This window comes from Micromonospora sp. R77, from assembly GCF_022747945.1.
Classification (GTDB): Bacteria; Actinomycetota; Actinomycetes; order Mycobacteriales; family Micromonosporaceae; genus Micromonospora.
This window is the reverse complement of record NZ_JALDST010000001.1, coordinates 3,303,637-3,321,207: the sequence shown is the minus strand read 5'-3', so window position 1 is coordinate 3,321,207 and position 17,571 is coordinate 3,303,637. Positions and strand designations below refer to the sequence as shown.

Here is a 17,571-nt window from a genome sequence, read left to right as displayed (position 1 = left end):
CCGCACCGTCGCCGCGCTGCCGCGTGGCGCTCCGCCCGTCGACCGGGCCCCGACCGTCCGTTCCGAACGTTCCACCACGAGGTGCTGGTGATGCAGACCGTCTTCTCCTCCGTCCTGCTCGACGTCCCCCAGGCCGCCGGGATCTGGCTCGCCCTGCTCGCCGTGGCGGTGGTCGCCGTCGCCGGGTTGATCATCCGTCCGGAGCTGTTCCGTTCCGTGTTCGGCGACCGGATCAGCGAGGCCGCCATGCCGAGCAGCATCGAGCTGGCCGAGGAGGCCCGGGAACGGGCCCGCTACGCGCAGGAGGTCGCGGTCGCGGCGGAGCGCGCGGCGGCCACGGCGGAGCGTCGCCGCACCGAGTGGCTGGCGGCCGAGGAGACGGTCGAGGAGGCGTGGCAGGCGTACGAGAAGGTCGAGGCGGACGTCCGACGGCTGGCGGCCGCCGCCGCGCTGCCCCTGCCGCGTACGGTCCGGACCCCCGCCGAGTACGCCGACCGGGAGCGCTGGCTGCACCGGGCGGCGTTGGACGCCCGGTGGCGCGGTGAGATCACGGTGCAGCAGCTCAGCGACATCCTGGGCCACGTCGGCTGGGATCCCCGCCGGCACCCGGTCGAGCAGGAGCTGCTGCTGCGGCGGATGGTCCAGGACAACCTGCTCGCCCGGCACCAGGTCGCCCGGGAGCGGGAACAGGCCGCCTGGCGGGCCGCCGAGCTGGCCGCCGCCGCGGCCCGGAGCCTGCGCGACGAGGCGTACGCGGCGACCGGACGCACCCCGGACGCCCAGTCGCTGCTGTCCACCATGGACGTGTCGGGGGCGGCCGCCGAGACGACCCGGGAGACCGTCACCGCGACCCGGGGCTCGACCGAGACCACCCGCGAGACCCCGACCGTCACCCGCGAGACCCCGACGGTCGCCCGCGGCCGGGCGGCCGTCCCGGCGTACTGACGCCGCACGGGCCGGGTTCGGCTAGCGTGACGGTGTGTCGCGGGAGGCGTGGGTCCTGGTCGTGGTCGCCGGTGTGGTCGCGCTGGCGACGCTCGTCGGCGCCGTACTGCTCGCGATCCGGGTGGTCCGCACCCGGCGCCTGCTCGGCGCGCTGGGCGTGGGCGGCAAGGTCGCCTTCTACGGCGCGCTGATCTACACGATCCTCCCGGTCGACCTGCTCCCCGACCCGATCTATCTGGACGACATGGGGGTGCTGGCCGGGTCGCTGTTCTATCTGGGCCGGCTGGTGCAGAAGCACCGGGCGGCGCAGCGGCGACTGCCCGGTCAGCCGGAGTCTCCGCCGGAGCCGGGTCGGCTGCACCGTCCCGTGTCATGATCGGGCTCGAACGGGCCGCCGGTCCGCACTGACGGACAGGGGATCGAACATGGCGGACCACCGGTTGGACCCGCACGACACGCGGGTCGCCGCGTTCTTCCGGGACCGGCACCTCGCCACGCTGACCACCCTGCGCACGGACGGCACCCCGCACGTCGTACCGGTGGGGGTCACCCTCGACGCCGAGGCCGGACTGGCCCGGGTGATCACCTCGGGCACCTCGGCCAAGGCTCGGCACGTGGCGGCGGCCGGGCCGGAAGGCACCCCGGTGGCGGTCTGCCAGGTGGACGGGCGCTGGTGGCTGACCGTGGAGGGCCGGGCGGTGCTGCGCCGCGACCCCGAGTCGGTGGCCGAGGCCGAGCGCCGCTACGCCGAGCGTTACCGGCAGCCCCGCCCCAACCCGCAGCGGGTGGTCATCGAGATCACGGTCACCCGCCTCCTGGGCAGCCTCCCCGACCCCACCACCCCCTGACCCACCCACCGCACCCGCACCCGCACCCGCACCCGCACCCGCACCCGCACCCGCAGTGTTGATCAAGAAGTTTGCGTCGTGGGTGGGGTCTGATTCATCGGTCATCAGATTCATGGCGTCCGCGCCGCCACCTCCCGGCCTGGATAACCTCAGGCCAATCGACCCGGCCGCCCCTCATCGTGCCGGATGTCCGATTCGCTGTCTCGGCGGCCAGGTCCGGCCGGAATCTGCGCCGTCCCCCGGCCGTTGGACCTCCGTACGACGAGCAGGACGACGTGCGGCGAGCGGCCCGTCCGCTCCCGGCACACCGGTTCCGAGCGCCACTCCCGGTGCTTGCGTCTCCGCCCCGGAGACGGCAAAAACCCCCGAATGGAGCTTCGACATGAACCCGATCTTCCGTAGGAGCATGCTGTCCGTGGCCGGTCTGGTCATGTCCGGCAGCGTCGTCGCCGGCCCCGCCGTCGCGGCCCACGCCGCCCCGGCCGAGCGCGGACCGGTCGAGGGCAAGCCGGTCAGCTCGACGACCAAGGGCAACGGCAAGTCCGACAAGGGTGAGCGCCGCACCGGCTACCGGTACGAGGCGCAGCCGAACTTCTTCTACTGTGGTCCGGCGTCGGCCCGGATCGCCCTGTCGGCCGAGGGCAGGACGGTCAGCCAGGACGAACTGGCCCGCAAGCTGGGCACCACCGAGAACGGCACCGACTCCGCAATCGACATCACGCGGGTGCTCAACGAGTACACCGGTGGCAAGTACCGGACCACCGAGATCCGCGACGACGTCGCCACCCGGGAGCAGGTCGAGCGGCTACGGGTCGACATCAGGGCCGCCGTGGACGACGGCCGCCCGGTCGTCGCCAACATCCTCGGCGGCGCGGTGGACGTCGACGGGGTCGAGCACAGCTACCCGGGCCACTACCTGACCGTGGTGGAGTACAAGGACGACGGCAACACGGTGCTGATCGCCGACCCGGCCAGCCCCGGTGAGCCGGAGTACTGGATGGACGTGACCGAGCTGGCCAACTGGATCGCGGGCCGCGGCTACAGCTCCTGACCGGGCAGCACGAGCAGCACGACCGACGGAGGGCCGGTCTCCCCCAGCGGGGAGGCCGGCCCTTCGGCGTCGTCAGGGCCGCTCGGCGCGGGCGACCTCGTCGATCAGGCCGGCGAGCAGCGCCACCCGGGGCACCACCGAGTCCAGGTCCAGCCACTCGGTGGGGCTGTGGTCGTCGCCACCGACCGGACCGAGCCCGTCGAGCACCGCCGCGCCCGCCTCGGCGAGCAGGTTCGCGTCGGCGCAGCCACCGGTCGCCGTGTGGGACACCGGCACGCCGATGCCGGCGCCGACCTTGGCCGCCAACTCGGTCAGCCAGCGGCCGGACGGTCCCGGCTCCCACGGCGGGGTGGGGGCGTGCACGGCCAGTTCGGCGCGTACCCCGGAGACGGTCGGCTCGGCGACCAGCCGGCGGATCTCGGCGAGCGCGGCCTCGTACTCGGCGCTGCGCCAGGCACGCAGGTCGACCAGCAGGCGGGCCCGGTCGGCGACCACGTTGGGCCGGCCACCGGCCTCCAGCGCCCCGACGTTCACCGTCACCCCGGGCCAGCGGCCGTTGAGCGCGTCCAGTGCGACGGTCAGCCGGGCCGCAGCGAGCAGCGCGTTCGCGCCGCGTTCCGGCTCGATGCCGGCGTGCGCGGCCCGGCCCCGCAGGGTCACCTCCAGGTCCGCGACGCCCTTGCGCGCCGACACCAGGTCACCGTTGTCGCGGGCGCATTCCAGGCAGAGTGCCACGTCGGCCGCCGCGCCGAGGGTACGCAGCAGCGGCCGACTTCCGGTCGACCCGATCTCCTCGTCGGGCGTGCAGACCAGCACCAGTTCGCCGTACCCGTGCAGGCCCAGCGCGGCGAGCACCTCGACGGCGGCGAGCCCGGCCAGCAGGCCACCCTTGTCGTCGCTGACCCCCGGCCCGTACGCCCGGCCGTCGTGCACCCGGAACGGCCGGGCGGCGGCCGTGCCGGGCGGGAACACGGTGTCCAGGTGACCGGCCAGCAGGATCCGGCGGCGGCCGGTCCCCCGCCGGCGGGCCACCAGCACGTCGCCGAGCGGGGTGCCGCGCGGGTCGGCGACCGGTTCCCGCTCGACCGCCATCCCGGCCTCCAGGCACCAGGTCTGCACCAGGTCGGCGGCGGCGCGCAGCCCGTCGACGTGGCCGGAGCCGGAGTCCACCGCGACCAGCCGGGTCAGCCGGTCGTGGTAGTCGGCCAGCCGGTCCCCGGCGGCCGCCAGCAGCGGACCCATCAGAGCACCTTGTCGAGGAAGGCGCGGGTCCGGTCGTGCCGGGGGCTGCCGAGCACCTCGGCCGGGGTGCCGGCCTCGACCACGACTCCTCCGTCGAGGAAGGCGACGGAGTCGGCGACCTCGCGGGCGAAGCCCATCTCGTGGGTCACCACCACCATGGTCATGCCGTCGGCCGCGAGACCCTTCATCACGTCCAGCACCTCACCCACCAGTTCCGGGTCGAGCGCCGAGGTGGGCTCGTCGAAGAGCATCAGCTTCGGGTGCATGGCGAGCGCCCGGGCGATCGCCACCCGCTGCTGCTGGCCGCCGGAGAGCTGGCCCGGATAGTTGCCGGCCTTCTCGGCGAGGCCGACCCGGTCCAGCAGCCGCAGCGCCTCGGCACGGGCCTTCTCCCGGGGCGTACCGAGCACCCGGACGGGGGCCTCGATGACGTTGCCCAGGGCGGTGAGGTGCGGGAAGAGGTTGAACCGCTGGAACACCATGCCGATGTCCCGGCGGCGGCGGGCCACCTCCCGGGCCTTCAGCTCGTGCAGCTTGTCGCCCTGGCGGCGATAGCCGACCAGTTCGCCGTCGACCGAGAGCTGCCCGCCGTCGATGCGTTCCAGGTGGTTGATGCAGCGCAGGAAGGTGGACTTGCCGGAGCCGGACGGGCCGAGCAGGCAGCTCACCTCGCCGGGGGCCACGGTCAGGTCGATGCCCTTGAGCACCTCCAGCGGGCCGAACCGTTTGGTGACGCCCTCGGCGTGCACCATCGGGACGCCTGTGGTGGTCGTCATCGCACGCCTCCCCGGGTGAAGCCGCGCCCGAACCGCCGCTCGATCAGCCACTGGCCGACCGAGAGCAGGCTGACCAGCGCGAGATACCAGATCGCGGCGACCACCAGCAGCGGGATCACCTTGTAGTTGCCCTGGTAGACGGTCTGCACGGCGGTCATCAGGTCCCGACCGGCGATGATCGACACCAGCGCGGTGGACTTGAGCATGGTGATGGTCTCGTTGCCCATCGGCGGGATGATGACCCGCATCGCCTGCGGCAGCACCACCCGGCGCAGGGTGAGCGTGGGGCTCATGCCGAGCGCGGCGGCGGCCTCGGTCTGCCCGGCGTCGACGGCCAGGATGCCGCCCCGGATCACCTCGGCGGCGTATGCCATCTCGTTGAGCGACAGGGCCAGCACGGCGGCGACGGTGCCGGTGACCACCACGCTGGTGGGCTTGTCGAACAGGACGGTGCCGGTGAACGGGACGGTCAGGGTGAGCCGGGGGAAGAGCGCCCCGAGGAACCCGAAGAAGATGATCTGGACCAGCAGCGGGGTGCCCCGGAAGATCCAGACGAAGACCCAGGAGACGCCGCGCAGCACCGGGTTCTCCGACAGCCGCATCACGGCGATCAGCACGCCGCCGACGGTGCCGAAGACCATTGCCAGCAGGGTCAGCCAGAGCGTGGTGACCACGCCGTCGAGGACGTAGTCCTTGAACAGGTAGTGGGCGATGGTGCCCGGTTCGAGGTTGGGGCTGGTCAGCAGCGCCCGGAGGAAGAGGGCGCTCAGCCCGACCACGAGCAGCGCGGTCAGCCATCGCCCGTAATGGCGTACGGGGACGACCCGTACGGCCTGGGTTTCGGTGGTCATTGCGGTGCCTCCTGCGGCGGGGTGCGGCGAGCGCGAGGAGTGCAGCGCAGCGGAGCCCCGCAGTCGCGAGCGAGAGAAGGTCTAGCGGTCGCCGGGCGCCTCTCCGGGCCCGCCCTCACGGAGTCGGAGGGCGCCCGGCGACCGCGGATCAGGGGTGGTGGTCCGCCGGGCTCAGTCGATGGCCTGGTCGATGGTGGCCTGCTTCACGGCGATCGGGGTCTGCTTCCACTGGCCGAGGATCTTGGCGTACGTGCCGTCGTCGATCAGCGACTGCACGGCGGCCCGGTACGCCTCGGCGAGCTCCTTGTTGGCCTTGAGGAAACCGAAGCCGTTCGGGCTGGCCAGCCAGCCGTTCGGGGCGGAGGCATCCGCGACGAGTTCCGCCTTGCCGGCCAGCGACGCGGCGGTGTCGACCAGGTTGACCTTGGTGGCGGCGACCACGTCGACGTTGCCGGCGATCAGCGCCTGCACCGCCTGCGGGTTCTCCGGGTACTCCTTGATGTCGATGGCCTTGCCGGCGCAGCTCTCCTTCGAGTACGTGGCCAGGTTCTTCGACTGGTTGCTGGCCTTCTGCACGGCGACCTTCCGGCCGCAGAGGTCGGCCACCGTCTTCACCGCGAGCGCGTTGCCGGACTTGACCAGGAAGCCGGTGCCGGAGGCGGAGTAGTCGACGAAGGTGGCGACCTGCTGGCGTTCCTTCTTGTCGGTGATGCCGCCGGCGATGGCGTCGTACTTGCCGGCCTGGAGGCCGGGGACGAGACCGTCGAAGGGCTGCTGGGAGAAGGTGGCCTTGAGCCCGAGCCGGGCCGAAGCGGCCTGGAACAGGTCGTAGTCGAGGCCCTTGAACTCGTCGTTCTTGCCCTCGACCTTGAAGTCGATGAAGGGCTGGTAGGGGGCGTTGGTGGCGACGGTCAGGCTGCCCCGGCCGCGCACGTCGGCGGGGACCCTCTTCGCCAGGGCGGTGTCGGTGGTGACCGCGCCGACGCCGTCGATGGTGACGGAGACGGGCTTGACGTCGTCGCCGGAGGCGGCGGTGGAGGTGGAACCGCCACAGGCGGCGGTGGCGGCGAGCAGCACGGTGGTCGCGCCGAGCAGGGCGACCTGACGGATACGCATGGGGGTGTCCTTCCGGGGGTGCCAGACGAACCAGCCCCCGGACTGTAACCCACGTTACGATTTCGGTGGGGTTACAGTTTTCTGTAACGCGCTTCCGTCGCCCGTCAGGCAGCCCCGAATGCCTGCTGGGCGGCCTCCATCGCCTTGAGCCGGGCCCCGGCGACCGGCCCGAGCCGGTCGATCAGCGCGGCCACCACCGTCTCCACCAGCGCCAACGCCGGCACGAAGCTGTCGTACGGCGACGGCGAGTCGACCCGGCCGGGGAGCACCACCTCGGCCAGGCCGGCCACCGGGGAGAGCCACCGGTCGGTGAAGAGCACCACCTTGGCGCCCCGCGAAGTGACCTCCCGGGCCAGCGCCAGGGTCGGCTCCTCGTACCGGCGGAAGTCGAAGAGCGCGAAGAGGTCCCGCTTGCCGACGTCGACCAGCAGGTCGGTGCGCTCGACCGGGCCGGCCGGGAGCAGCCGGCTGCCGCCGCGTACCTGCATCAGGTGCAGCACCAGATAGTGGGCGAGCAGTCCGGAGAACCGGCCGCCGGCCGCGGTGACCCGGTACTGCTGGTCGGCGAAGAGGCGTACGGCGGCGTCCAGCTCGCCCTGCGGCAGTTCGGCGAGGGTGCCGGCGACCGCCTCGGGCAGGGTGGCCGCCGCCCGGGCCAGGGCCCCCTCCGGCGGCACCCCACTGCGTTCGGTCGCCCGGTACGCGATCAGCGGCGAGGTCTCCCGCTCGGCCAGTTCGTCGCGGAGCGCACGCTGGAACTCCGGGTAACCACCGAAGCCGAGCCGGGCCAGGAAGCGCAGCACCGTCGGCGCGCTGACCTCGGCCCGCTCCGCGAGAACGGCGACGGTGCCCAGCCCGGCGGCCGGGTAGGAGGCGAGCAGCGCGCGGCCCACCCGCCGCTCGGCCGGACTGCACTCGCCGAGCCGCTGCCGGATCAGCGCCGCGACGCCCACCACATGGGCCTCGCCCGACTCAGAGACAGGATCGGTCTTCGACACGCGCCGAGCCTAACCGCCCTCGCCTCCGGCCCGACGACGACAAATTCACGGAAAGAGTGGCCATTCGGCGGGGAATGGCCACTCTTTCCGTGAATGTGCGGTGGGATCAGGACTTGGAGAGGGTGCAGGTGTAGTCGTCCGTGCCGGAGCCGGAGTACGCCTCCAGGTCGAGGTAGTAGGTGGCGGAGCCGGAGGTGGTGCGGGCGAGGGTGACGGACTCGTCGGCGCCGGCGCCGTTGTTCACCGAACGGGTCAGCGTGCTCCCGGTAGAGCTGAGCAGATAGAGGTCGGCGTCGTACGCGGCCGGGACGGCGCAGGTCGCGGTGAGTGTCTGTCCACTGCCGAGGGTGAGCGCGAAGTAGTCGCGGTCGGTGCCGCTCTTCATGTCCCCGGTCACCGTGGCCGGATAGGTCAGCCCGGAGATGTCGTTGGCGGCGGTGCGGGAGTCGTTCGGCTCCACCTCGGCATAGCCGGAGCCACCGGAGGGCGGCGGCGGGGGCGTCGTGCAGTCGGTCACCGGGGTGCCGCTGTAGAGGTTCGCGTCCGGCACGCCGGCCCGGACGCTCTTCAGGTAGTAGCCGCAGGTGGGGCGGTTGGCGAAGTCGTACGTCTGGCCGCCGGCGAGCTTCCAGATCTTGAAGTTCGAGTACGTCAGCGGCTGGCCGGCGACGGCCACCTCGGGCTGGTGGTCACCGAGCACCACGTACGCGCTCGGCCCGCTCAGGGTGCCCAGCCCGTTCCGGTCGATGTAGAAGGAGGCCCCCTCCTCGATCCCCACGCCCCACGCCTTGCCCCCGGTGACCAGCCCGTCCTTGACCGCCCGGGCGACGAACGCCATCGTCCGGCCCATCCGGTCCCGGGTGACGAAGTGCGAGTCGTTGATCGTGTTGGCGTAGTTGGGCCAGCGGAACATCCCCGTGGTGAAGGTGACCGACCGGTCGTACGGGTCGGCCAGCGCGATCGCCGAGGTGGTGCTGGCGGTGCAGGCGTCGTACACGATGTCGCTGTTGACGTGGAGCCCGGCGCTGCCGCCACCGACGCCGCCGCCCTTGGCGACCACCGACTCCACCGACGCCTCCAGCGCGGTGCCCTTCCAGGCCACGTAGTTGCACTGGTTGCCACCGGCGAAGTAGACGAACTCGGCGTTGCGGATGTCGGTGTTGACCTGGGCGTCGTTGCCGTCGCGGGCGGCGGTCAGGGTCAGCGTGGTGCAGGAGTTGACCCCGGTCAGCCCGGTGATCACGTCGCACTCCGGGGTGGTGTTGCCGGAGCCGGCGACGACCACCACGTCGATCGACCCGGTGCCGCCGCGGATGGCGTTGATCGCCTGGGTCATGGTGGCGGCGATGATCCCGCCGGAGCCGTTCATCGTGTACGCCGGGCCGGACCAGGCGGTCCGGCTGACGTCGCCGGCGCTGCCCTGCCGGATGCGGGTGACCTGCGCGTGCGCGGCGGTCACCCCGATCGGGGCGACGGTGAGCAGGGCGGCGACGGCCGCCACCAGGGACAGCCGGCGGGGGTTGCGGGAAGGGGACATGGGCACCTCCGAGGGGCCACGGATCGATGAAACAGAAGTTACATCGATTAACTTCCACGCTCAATGAGTAATTTCTGTTACACCGGGATGACAGTCGGCGCGCACATGGCAGCGCCCTCCCGGCCCGGGTACGGGCGGGAGGGCGCAACCGGTCGGATCAGCGGGTGAGGATCCGGGCGAGCACCTCGTGAACGTGGGTGTTCGGGTGCTTGCCGGTGAACTGCTCGGCCAGCGGACCGTAGGCGGTGACGGGCACGTCGACGCCGGTGTGGCCGCTGGTGGTCCAGTCCAGGTTGAAGCTCAGGTTGCTCCCCTTGATCGGGAACGGGCCGTCCTCGGCCGAGATGCCGTCACCGGACTCGTCGGCGGTGCCGGTGTCCTCGACGGTCAGGCCGCCGCACTCGTGGTCACCGGTCACCACGACCAGGGTGTCGGGGTGGGTGGCCGCGTAGTTGCGGGCGACCGCGACGGCCTTCTCCAGCTCGGCGAGGGCCTGGAGCATCCGGGTGCCGTTGTTCTCGTGGGCGAACTCGTCCACGCCCTCCTCCTCGACGAAGAGGAAGAAGCCCTTCTTGTTCTTCGACAGCGTCGAGAGCGCCTTCGCGGTCATCGTGGCCAGGCTGGCCGGCGGGTCGTAGCGGTCGCCCTCACCCTCGCGGCGCTGCTGGAACAGCTCCTCGTTGGCGAAGAGGCCGAGCAGCTTGCCACCCTTGGCCGCGTCGAGCTGTTCGGCGGTGGAGACGTACTGGTAGCCCTTGGCCTTCGCCTCGGTGATCAGGTCTCCCTTGGTGCCCTTGCTCGCCTCGGACGGGTCCTCGGCCGGCTTGTCCGGGTACGCCCCGGCGGTGCCCGCCGGCAGCCACCAGTCCTCGCCGCCACCCAGGATGACGTCCGGCCGGGTGACCTCCAGGTACTGCCGGGCGATCTCGTCCTGTGCCGAGCGGTTGGCCGTGTTGGCGAAGAACGCCGCCGGGCTGGCGTCGGTGACCTGGGCGGTGGTGACCAGGCCGGTGGCCTTGCCGGCCGCCTTCGCCTGCGCGCCGAGGGTGGGCAGCGGGTTGCCGTCGGTGTCGACGCTGATCGCGCCGTTGTACGTCTTCTCGCCGGTCGCCCACGCCGTGGCCGCGGCGGCGGAGTCGGTGACCGGGGCCTTCGGGTCGTGCGGGCTGGTGGTGAGCTGGCCGGAGATCGGCAGCTTGTCCATGGTGAGCTGGCCGTCGAGGCCGGCGAGGTAGAGGCGGGCGGCCTCGCGCTGGGCGGCGGCCATCCCGTCACCGTTGATGAAGATGACATTGCGGGCCCGCGCCTTGCCCGACCCGGCGGTGGCCTGGGTGACGGGGTTGACCAGGCTCAGCCCGGCGGCGGCGACCGCGCCGGCGATCACCGGGGCCAGGAGCCGGCTGCTGCGGAGATTCACGCGTTTCCTCCTGTGGATGGGACGCTTCGCACACCAGGCAACAGGAGGCGGCGGCCCGGCCGTTGACCGCGAGGTTAACCGGGGGCGGACAGCGGTCGGACATCTGTCGCCCCGGGCAACCGACCGCCGGGTGCCGGGCTCCCCGACACGGGGAGCCCGGCCTCCGGTCACGCCTTGGCGATGCCGATCACCACGTCGGTGAACGTGGTCGACTCCCCCGCCCGGTACGCGGCGAAGCCGTACCCCCGGGTCAGCCGGGCAGCCCACTGCGGGTCCTTCTCGTACGACGTGCCGCCGACCGACGCGCAGCCGGCCTGCCCGGCCAGCCCTTCGGCGAGGCCGACCAACGCGTAGTCGTAGAAGACGTCGTCCGACGCGGGCACCGTGCACGGACCGTCCACCGCGGTCACCGGCGCCTTGCCGGCGGCGACGACCACCCGCCACCCGTTGGCCCGGTAGGCGTCCCCGGCGGTGAGCCGGCTCCACCGCACGCCCTCGATGCCCCAGACGCCGCCGGTGTCGGTCACCCGGGCCCGACGCAGGTCGAGCACGCTGACCCCGCGCTGGCCGAGCACCCGCAGCGACTCGCTGCGACCGCCGACCCCGGTCACCTCCAGCGCGGTGTTCTCGTCCAGGCCGAAGACGCGCGGGTGGTGGGTGTCCGAGGCGAGCCGGATCGACCGGGCCTCCCGGCCCCGCCGGGAGAAGTGGGTGTCCAGCAGACCGGCGGTGAAGAAGCCGAAGCCACCCTTGGGCAGGTAGCCGAGCACGTCCGCGTCGTCGAAGTAGCCCGGCTTCGCGCCGTCCCGCAGGCCCGGCTCGGTGGAACCACCGGTGATCATGTCCCGGCCGGCCATGATCTGCGCGCCCGCGCTGGTGCCCGCGACGACCGCGCCGCCGCGCAGCTTCCGCCGCACCGCGGCCAGCGCCGCCGAGTCCCGCTGGGCCGTGCCCCGGGTCATCGTGGTGACGTACCGGTACTGGTCGCCGCCGCCGAAGAAGAACCCGCTCATCGAGTTGATCTGCGCGACGACCTTCGGGTCCTCGGCGGCACCGGGGTGGTCCAGGTCGATCGGGATCCACTGCGCGTCCGCCACCCCGTAGGAGCGGAACAGCTTCGCGTAGTAGTCGCCGTTGCAGACGCTGTTGTTGCAGTCCGGGGTGTCGGCGTCCGGGTCCTCGGCGGGGACCGGGGCACCGGCGGTGACGATGCCGATCCGGGCCTTTCCGCGTCCACCGGCGAGCCGGACGATGTCGTCGTAGACCTCGGCGTTGTCGTCGGCGAGGGCGCCGCCGACCAGCACCAGGCTGCCGCCGGTGCGGTGGTGGGAGGGGGTGGCCGAGGCCGGCGCGGCGGCGATCGGCACGCTCAGCGCGACCGCCGTGCAGGCGCCGACCCCGAGGGTCAGCAGGCGGTTCAAGGGCATGACTGCTCCTCACTGGAGACCGTGAGGGCGGGCCGGGGAGAGCGTACGACACCGGGCCGGCAGCGACAACGGTCCGCGTGGTTCACCCACCGACTGCGGGGTAGTGCCTTCGATGAGCCGATCCGACCGCACCGGTAAAGGGGAACCCATGAGCCACACGCAGACCACGGGTCAGGACGTCGTCGACGTCCTGATGGCCGACCACCGAGAGGTCGAGGCGATCTTCGTCGAGCTGGAGAGCCGGCAGGGCACCCCCGAGCACCGCCGGCAGCTCGCCGACGTGGTGATCGCCGAGCTGGTCCGCCACTCGGTCGCCGAGGAGGCGTACGTCTATCCGGCCGCCCGCAAGGCGCTGCCGGACGGCGACCGGATCGCCGACCACGAGCTCACCGAGCACGCCGACGCCGAGCGGACCATGAAGGAGCTGGAGTCGCTGGACCCCTCCGAGCCCCGCTTCGACGAGCTGCTCAGCCAGCTGACCGCCACCATCCGCCACCACGTCAAGGACGAGGAGAACGACCTCTTCCCCCGGCTGCGCGCGGCGGTCGCCGCCGAGGAGCTGGTGGAGCTGGCCGGCAAGGTGGAGAAGGCCAAGAAGGCCGCCCCGACCCGGCCGCACCCGGCTGCCCCGGACCACCCGCCGGCGAACAAGCTGCTCGCCCCCGGCACCGGCCTGGTGGACCGGATGCGGGACGCCCTCAGCGGCCGACCCACCTCGATGGAGGAGCTGCGCGCCAAGCAGTCCTGACCCGTACGACCGTCGCCGGCCACGCCCCCACCCGGGGCGTGGCCGGTGTCGGATCAGGGGGTCGGCGGGTGCGGGTCGAGCGGCCGCTCGAAGAAGGTCTCCAGCACCACCACGGTCTGCGTGCCGGTGACTCCCTGCACGGTGAACAGCCGACGCAGCGCGGCCTGGAGCTGCTCCGGCGTACCGACGCGGATCTTCACCAGGAGCGAGGCGGGGCCGGCGATCACGTGTGCCTCCTCCACCTCGGGCAGCGCCGCCAACGCCTCGCGGGTGGGTCCGTCGCCCATCCAGGCGTTCGCCTCCACCAGCACGAACGCCAGCACTCCCCGGCCGACGGCGGCCGGGTCCACGTCCACCGTGGTCCGCCGGATCACCCCCTGCTCGCGCAGCTTCCGGACCCGCTCGTGCGCCGCCCCGGTGGAGAGCCCGACGGCTGCGGCCAGCGCCGCGTACGACTGGGTGGCGTCCCGTTGCAGGGCCGCCAGCAGCCCCCGGTCCGTCTCGTCCACGCACCAACCTCCCGTGTTGTGTTCGCCCGAAACCCGTCACACCGATTCTCGTTCGGTGATGTTACCTTGAAGCCGAACATGAATCACTGGTGGAGGCGAGCATGGTCGACCGGTTCAGGACGCGGTTCGAGGTACGCGACGAACGGTTCCGTCGGGTCAACGGCGACGAGTGGACCGACTGCCTCTGGACGGGTGGCCGCTGGCTAGAGGGCCCCGCCTGGTTCGGCGCCGGCCGCTACCTCGTGTTCAGCGACATCCCCAACGACCGGCTGCTGCGCTGGGACGAGACGACCGGGGCGGTCGGTGTCCTCCGCCAGCCGGCCGGACACGCCAACGGGCACACGGTCGACCGGCGGGGCCGGCTGGTCAGCTGCGAGCAGGGCAACCGCCGGGTCACCCGCACCGAGCCGGACGGCACCGACACGGTGCTGGCCGAGCGCTGGCGGGGCCGCCGGCTCAACAGCCCGAACGACGTGGTCGAACACTCCGACGGGTCGATCTGGTTCACCGATCCCAGCTACGGCATCGACAGCGACTACGAGGGGCACCGGGCCGAGAGCGAGATCGGCGGCAACCACGTCTACCGCGTCGACCCGCACGACGGGGAGGTGCGCCGGGTCGCCGACGACTTCGCCCAGCCCAACGGGCTCGCCTTCAGCGCCGACGAGTCGCAGCTCTACGTGGTGGACACCCGGGCCCGGCACCTGCGCCGGTTCGCGGTCACCGAGACCGGCACCCTGCGCGGCGGCGAGGTCTTCGCCACCTGCGACGCCGGCTCCTTCGACGGCGTACGGCTGGACGACGCGGGCCGGGTCTGGGTGGCCGCGCACGACGGGCTGCACTGCTTCGACCCGGACGGCACCCTTCTGGGCAAGCTGCACGTGCCCGAGGTGGTCGCCAACTTCACCTTCGGCGGCCCGAAGCGCAACCACCTCTATCTCTGCGCCTCCAGCTCGCTGTACTCGCTGCGGGTGAACGTCAACGGGGTCCGCTACCCGGGCTGGTGACCCTCACCCCTCCGGCGCGATCCGCAGCCCCTCCACGTCGGACACCACGATCGCCTCCATCGGGCAGGAGTCGGCGGCGTCGAGCACCGCGTCGGCCGGCGTGACCTGCTCCTCGACCGGCCGCGACAACCCGTCCACCAGGACGAAGTGCTTCGGCGCGACGCCCGCGCAGATCCCCGACCCGATGCACCGGGTCGGGTCCACGTGCAGCCGCCACCGGGTGTCCGTCGGGTCCACCGCGCTCACCACCCCACCGGCAGGGCGACCAGGCCCCGTACCAGCAGGCCGCTCTTCCAGGTCAGCTCCGATTCGGGTACGGCCAGGTGCAGGCTCGGCGTCCGGGCGAGCAGGGTCTCCAGGACCACCCGCAGCTCCATCCGGGCCAGTTGGGCACCCACGCAGTGGTGCACCCCGTGCCCGAAACCGACGTGCGGGTTGACCTCCCGGCCCAGTTCGAGCCGGTCGGCGTCGGGAAAGACGGCCTCGTCCCGGTTGGCCGACGCGATGGAGACCACCACCGGCTCACCGGCGCGGACCAGCACCCCACCCAGCTCGACGTCCTCCAGGGCGTACCGGGGGAAGGCGGCGGACGAGCCGAGCGGGATGAACCGCATCAGCTCCTCGACGGCGGTGGGCACCAGCTCCGGCTCGGCGCGCAGCCGCTCCCAGGCGCCGGGCGTGGTGAGCAGGACGTACACCATGTTGGGGATCTGGGTGACGGTGGTCTCGTGGCCGGCGGCGAGCAACCCGGCGGCGAGGGTGACCACCTCCTCCTCGGTGAGCCGGTCGGCGTTCTCGTCGCGGGCCCGGACCATCGCGGTGAGCAGGTCGTCGGCCGGCTCCTCCCGCCGCCGCGCGATCAACCCCGCCATGTACGCCAGCAGGTTGTCGACGTACTGCTGGGCCAGCTCGGGCGCCAGCGAGGTGGTCGAGACGATCGCCTCGGACCAGGTGTGGAACCTGTCCTGATCGGAGACCGGCACGCCGAGCAGGTCGCAGATCACCCGGATGGGCAGCGGGGTGGCCAGGTGTGCGACCAGGTCGGCCGGGGGGCCGGCGGCGAGCAGGCCGTCGACCAGCTCGTCGGCCACCGCCCGGGTCCGCGGGCGCAGCTCGTCGACCCGGCGGGCGGTGAACGCCTTGGCCACCAGCCGGCGCAGCCGGGTGTGGTCCGGCGGGTCCATCGCCAGGATGCCGGTCTCCTGCTGCCGGGGCGTGTTGCGCGGCTCGTCCCGGCCCACCGACGCGGCCCGGCTGAACCGGGGGTCGCCGAGCACCATACGGACGTCGGCGTGCCGGGTGGCCAGCCAGGCCGGTTCGCCGTAGGGCAGTTGGACGCGGGTGAGGGGCTGCTCGCGGCGCAGCAACGCGTAACGCGGATCCAGCTCCAGCCGGTCCGGGGTGCTGAACGGGTAGCGCTGCGGGATGGTCGCCTGGGAAGTCTCGGTCACCGGCTGGCTCGCTCTCGTCCACGGCACCGCCGCGCGGTGCGGGTCGGTTCCGCACGACTCGACAGCGAGTCATGCCCCGAGTACGGATGGTAGCGAGAACGGTCGATGGGGACCAGGGGTGTCCCGGGCGGCCCGGACACGCCGCTCCCGGGCCACCCGTCAGGTGACCCGGGAGCGCGGTGACGTCAGCGGGGGTCGGTGTCGCCCTGACCGGTCCGCTGCTGCGCCATGTCGACGCCCTTGTCGATCTGCTCGTCGTACTTGCCGCCGGTGCGCTGGTCGGCCATGTCGCCGGCCTTGCCCAGCCCCTGGTCGACCTGCTTGTCGTGCTGGTCGGCGAAGTCCTTGGCCTTGTCCATGAAGTCACTCATGTCGCTTCTCCCTTCGTTGCTCTTCAGCCTTCCCCCAGCCCGGTGGCACAAACGCCCGTCGGATCCCGGCCCGGTGCGGCACGTTCGGAGCGGGTGTCGAACGACGGCCGGACGGGTATCGAGCGGCCACGATCGAGGAGGTCGACGTGGGCGAGGACGGTACCGGGCGGACGCCCGAGGCGACGACGGAGCGGGCCCGGACGGCCGGACCCCGGCAGGCGTGGGCGGGCCTGCCCTGGCTGGTCCGGACGGCGGTGACCTGGAGCGCCTGCCTGGTGGTCGTGGTCGTCGGGCTGTGGCTGCTGGGAAAGGTCGCGGTGCTGCTCGCGCCGCTGGCCATCGCGCTGGCCGGCACGCTCTTCCTCACCGCCCTGCTCGATCCGGTGCTGCTGCGGCTGCGCCGGCTGCGGGTGCCGGCCGCGCCGGCCGCTCTACTCACCATCCTGCTGCTGCTCGGGGTGCTGGTCGGCGTGGGCGTTCTGGTGTGGAATCTGACCGCGAGCCAGTTCGGCGAGCTGACCCAGCAACTCGACGAGGGGCTGGCGCGCAGCCGGGACTTCGTCACCTCCACCCTGCCGGTGACGGACGCCCAACTGGACCGGCTGGTCCAGCAGACCCGCGACGGCCTGACCGGCACCGCGCCCGACCCGGTCGGCGGGGCCCGTACCGCCGCCGAGGTGGTCGGTTCGGTGCTGCTCGCGCTGGTGCTGCTCTTCTTCCTGCTCAAGGACGGCCGGTCGATGTGGCACTGGGTGCTGGGCCGGGCCACCGGGCCGAACCGCGCGGTCGCCGCCGAGGCCGGCCGGGTGGGCTGGCGGACGCTGGGGTCGTACAGCCGGGGCACAATGATCATCGCGGCGATCGACGCGCTGGGGATCGGTCTGGCGCTGGTGCTGCTCGGGGTGCCGCTGGCCCTCCCGCTGGCACTGATCACCTTCCTCGGCGGGTTCGTGCCGATCATCGGCGCCACGGTGGCCGGGGCGGTCGCGGTGCTGGTGGCACTCGCCGCGAACGGCCCCACCACGGCACTGCTGACGCTGGGCGCGGTGATCGCCGTCCAGCAGATCGAGGGCAACCTGCTGGAACCCCTGATCATGAAGCGTCAGGTGCAGCTCCACCCGGCCGTCATCCTGGTCGTGGTCACCGCCGGCACCCTGGTCGCCGGCATCGCCGGTGCCTTCGTCTCGGTCCCGATCGCCGCCGTCACCTGGCGGATCATCGACACCGTCCAACGCCACCGCGACCGCGACGGCCTCGTCCCCACCGCGTGATCATGA

The 17,571-nt window shown here is 72.5% G+C and carries 19 protein-coding genes; 7 read left to right on the top strand and 12 right to left on the bottom strand.

Going from position 1 to position 17,571, the window contains the following annotated elements; all coding sequences use genetic code 11:
• Window positions 1–90 precede the first annotated feature (90 nt).
• The 4 genes from MRQ36_RS15560 to MRQ36_RS15545 all read left to right on the top strand — a co-directional run bounded on the left by MRQ36_RS15560 (window position 91) and on the right by MRQ36_RS15545 (window position 2,844).
• Window positions 91–945: a hypothetical protein gene (locus MRQ36_RS15560; RefSeq protein ID WP_242796265.1), complete on the top strand. Its 855-nt coding sequence runs from the start codon at window positions 91–93 to the stop codon at window positions 943–945.
• 34 nt (window positions 946–979) lie between these two features.
• A complete protein-coding gene (locus MRQ36_RS15555) occupies window positions 980–1,321 on the top strand; it encodes a DUF1232 domain-containing protein (protein ID WP_242796264.1) in 342 nt (113 codons plus the stop codon).
• Window positions 1,322–1,370: 49 nt separating this feature from the next.
• A complete protein-coding gene (locus MRQ36_RS15550) occupies window positions 1,371–1,793 on the top strand; it encodes a pyridoxamine 5'-phosphate oxidase family protein (protein ID WP_242796263.1) in 423 nt (140 codons plus the stop codon).
• A gap of 382 nt (window positions 1,794–2,175) precedes the next feature.
• Window positions 2,176–2,844 (top strand): C39 family peptidase, encoded by a 669-nt coding sequence (locus MRQ36_RS15545; RefSeq protein ID WP_242796262.1) that lies wholly within the window; start codon window positions 2,176–2,178, stop codon window positions 2,842–2,844.
• A gap of 72 nt (window positions 2,845–2,916) precedes the next feature.
• Here the strand turns inward: MRQ36_RS15545 and MRQ36_RS15540 are convergent, their stop codons facing one another.
• The 8 genes from MRQ36_RS15540 to MRQ36_RS15505 form a co-directional block, all read right to left on the bottom strand.
• Entirely contained in the window at window positions 2,917–4,086 is a 1,170-nt protein-coding gene (locus MRQ36_RS15540; protein ID WP_242796260.1) for a M20/M25/M40 family metallo-hydrolase, read from the bottom strand.
• Window positions 4,086–4,862, bottom strand: coding sequence for an amino acid ABC transporter ATP-binding protein (locus MRQ36_RS15535; RefSeq protein WP_278187516.1), 777 nt, complete (start codon window positions 4,860–4,862; stop codon window positions 4,086–4,088). The genes MRQ36_RS15540 and MRQ36_RS15535 overlap by 1 nt, the downstream gene beginning before the upstream one ends.
• Entirely contained in the window at window positions 4,859–5,713 is an 855-nt protein-coding gene (locus tag MRQ36_RS15530; protein WP_242796258.1) for an amino acid ABC transporter permease, read from the bottom strand. Before MRQ36_RS15530 ends, MRQ36_RS15535 begins: the two co-directional genes overlap by 4 nt.
• A gap of 171 nt (window positions 5,714–5,884) precedes the next feature.
• On the bottom strand, window positions 5,885–6,829 hold the full coding sequence (locus MRQ36_RS15525; RefSeq protein ID WP_242796256.1) for a transporter substrate-binding domain-containing protein: 945 nt from the start codon (window positions 6,827–6,829) through the stop codon (window positions 5,885–5,887).
• A gap of 104 nt (window positions 6,830–6,933) precedes the next feature.
• A complete protein-coding gene (locus MRQ36_RS15520) occupies window positions 6,934–7,827 on the bottom strand; it encodes a MurR/RpiR family transcriptional regulator (RefSeq protein WP_242796254.1) in 894 nt (297 codons plus the stop codon).
• Window positions 7,828–7,933: 106 nt separating this feature from the next.
• Complete coding sequence (locus tag MRQ36_RS15515) at window positions 7,934–9,364, bottom strand: hypothetical protein (RefSeq protein WP_242796252.1); 1,431 nt, start codon at window positions 9,362–9,364, stop codon at window positions 7,934–7,936.
• Between the two features lie 157 nt (window positions 9,365–9,521).
• Window positions 9,522–10,781, bottom strand: a complete 1,260-nt coding sequence (locus MRQ36_RS15510; protein WP_242796250.1) for an alkaline phosphatase — start codon at window positions 10,779–10,781, stop codon at window positions 9,522–9,524.
• Window positions 10,782–10,948: 167 nt separating this feature from the next.
• Entirely contained in the window at window positions 10,949–12,208 is a 1,260-nt protein-coding gene (locus tag MRQ36_RS15505) for a cyanophycinase (RefSeq protein WP_242796248.1), read from the bottom strand.
• 148 nt (window positions 12,209–12,356) lie between these two features.
• On the opposite strand from MRQ36_RS15505, the gene MRQ36_RS15500 reads away from it, so the two are divergent.
• Entirely contained in the window at window positions 12,357–12,956 is a 600-nt protein-coding gene (locus MRQ36_RS15500) for a hemerythrin domain-containing protein (protein WP_242796246.1), read from the top strand.
• A 53-nt stretch (window positions 12,957–13,009) separates the two neighbouring features.
• Here MRQ36_RS15500 and MRQ36_RS15495 read toward each other — a convergent pair whose 3' ends face one another.
• A complete protein-coding gene (locus MRQ36_RS15495) occupies window positions 13,010–13,465 on the bottom strand; it encodes an Lrp/AsnC family transcriptional regulator (RefSeq protein WP_242796244.1) in 456 nt (151 codons plus the stop codon).
• Between the two features lie 101 nt (window positions 13,466–13,566).
• Here MRQ36_RS15495 and MRQ36_RS15490 point away from each other — a divergent pair, with 101 nt between their 5' ends.
• Window positions 13,567–14,472: an SMP-30/gluconolactonase/LRE family protein gene (locus MRQ36_RS15490; RefSeq protein ID WP_242796242.1), complete on the top strand. Its 906-nt coding sequence runs from the start codon at window positions 13,567–13,569 to the stop codon at window positions 14,470–14,472.
• A gap of 3 nt (window positions 14,473–14,475) precedes the next feature.
• On the opposite strand, the gene MRQ36_RS15485 is transcribed toward MRQ36_RS15490, so the two are convergent.
• From MRQ36_RS15485 to MRQ36_RS15475, 3 genes are all read right to left on the bottom strand, one after another.
• Window positions 14,476–14,718 (bottom strand): ferredoxin, encoded by a 243-nt coding sequence (locus MRQ36_RS15485; RefSeq protein WP_242796240.1) that lies wholly within the window; start codon window positions 14,716–14,718, stop codon window positions 14,476–14,478.
• The gene (locus tag MRQ36_RS15480) at window positions 14,715–15,923 is read right to left on the bottom strand and encodes a cytochrome P450 (RefSeq protein ID WP_242796238.1); all 1,209 of its coding nucleotides are present in this window, start codon (window positions 15,921–15,923) and stop codon (window positions 14,715–14,717) included. Before MRQ36_RS15480 ends, MRQ36_RS15485 begins: the two co-directional genes overlap by 4 nt.
• Before the next feature lie 185 nt (window positions 15,924–16,108).
• Window positions 16,109–16,294 carry an antitoxin gene (locus MRQ36_RS15475; RefSeq protein WP_242796236.1) on the bottom strand — a complete coding sequence of 62 codons (186 nt, stop codon included), beginning with the start codon at window positions 16,292–16,294 and terminating at the stop codon, window positions 16,109–16,111.
• A 146-nt stretch (window positions 16,295–16,440) separates the two neighbouring features.
• On the opposite strand from MRQ36_RS15475, the gene MRQ36_RS15470 reads away from it, so the two are divergent.
• Window positions 16,441–17,565: an AI-2E family transporter gene (locus MRQ36_RS15470; protein ID WP_242796234.1), complete on the top strand. Its 1,125-nt coding sequence runs from the start codon at window positions 16,441–16,443 to the stop codon at window positions 17,563–17,565.
• The last annotated feature ends 6 nt before the right edge of the window (window positions 17,566–17,571 follow it).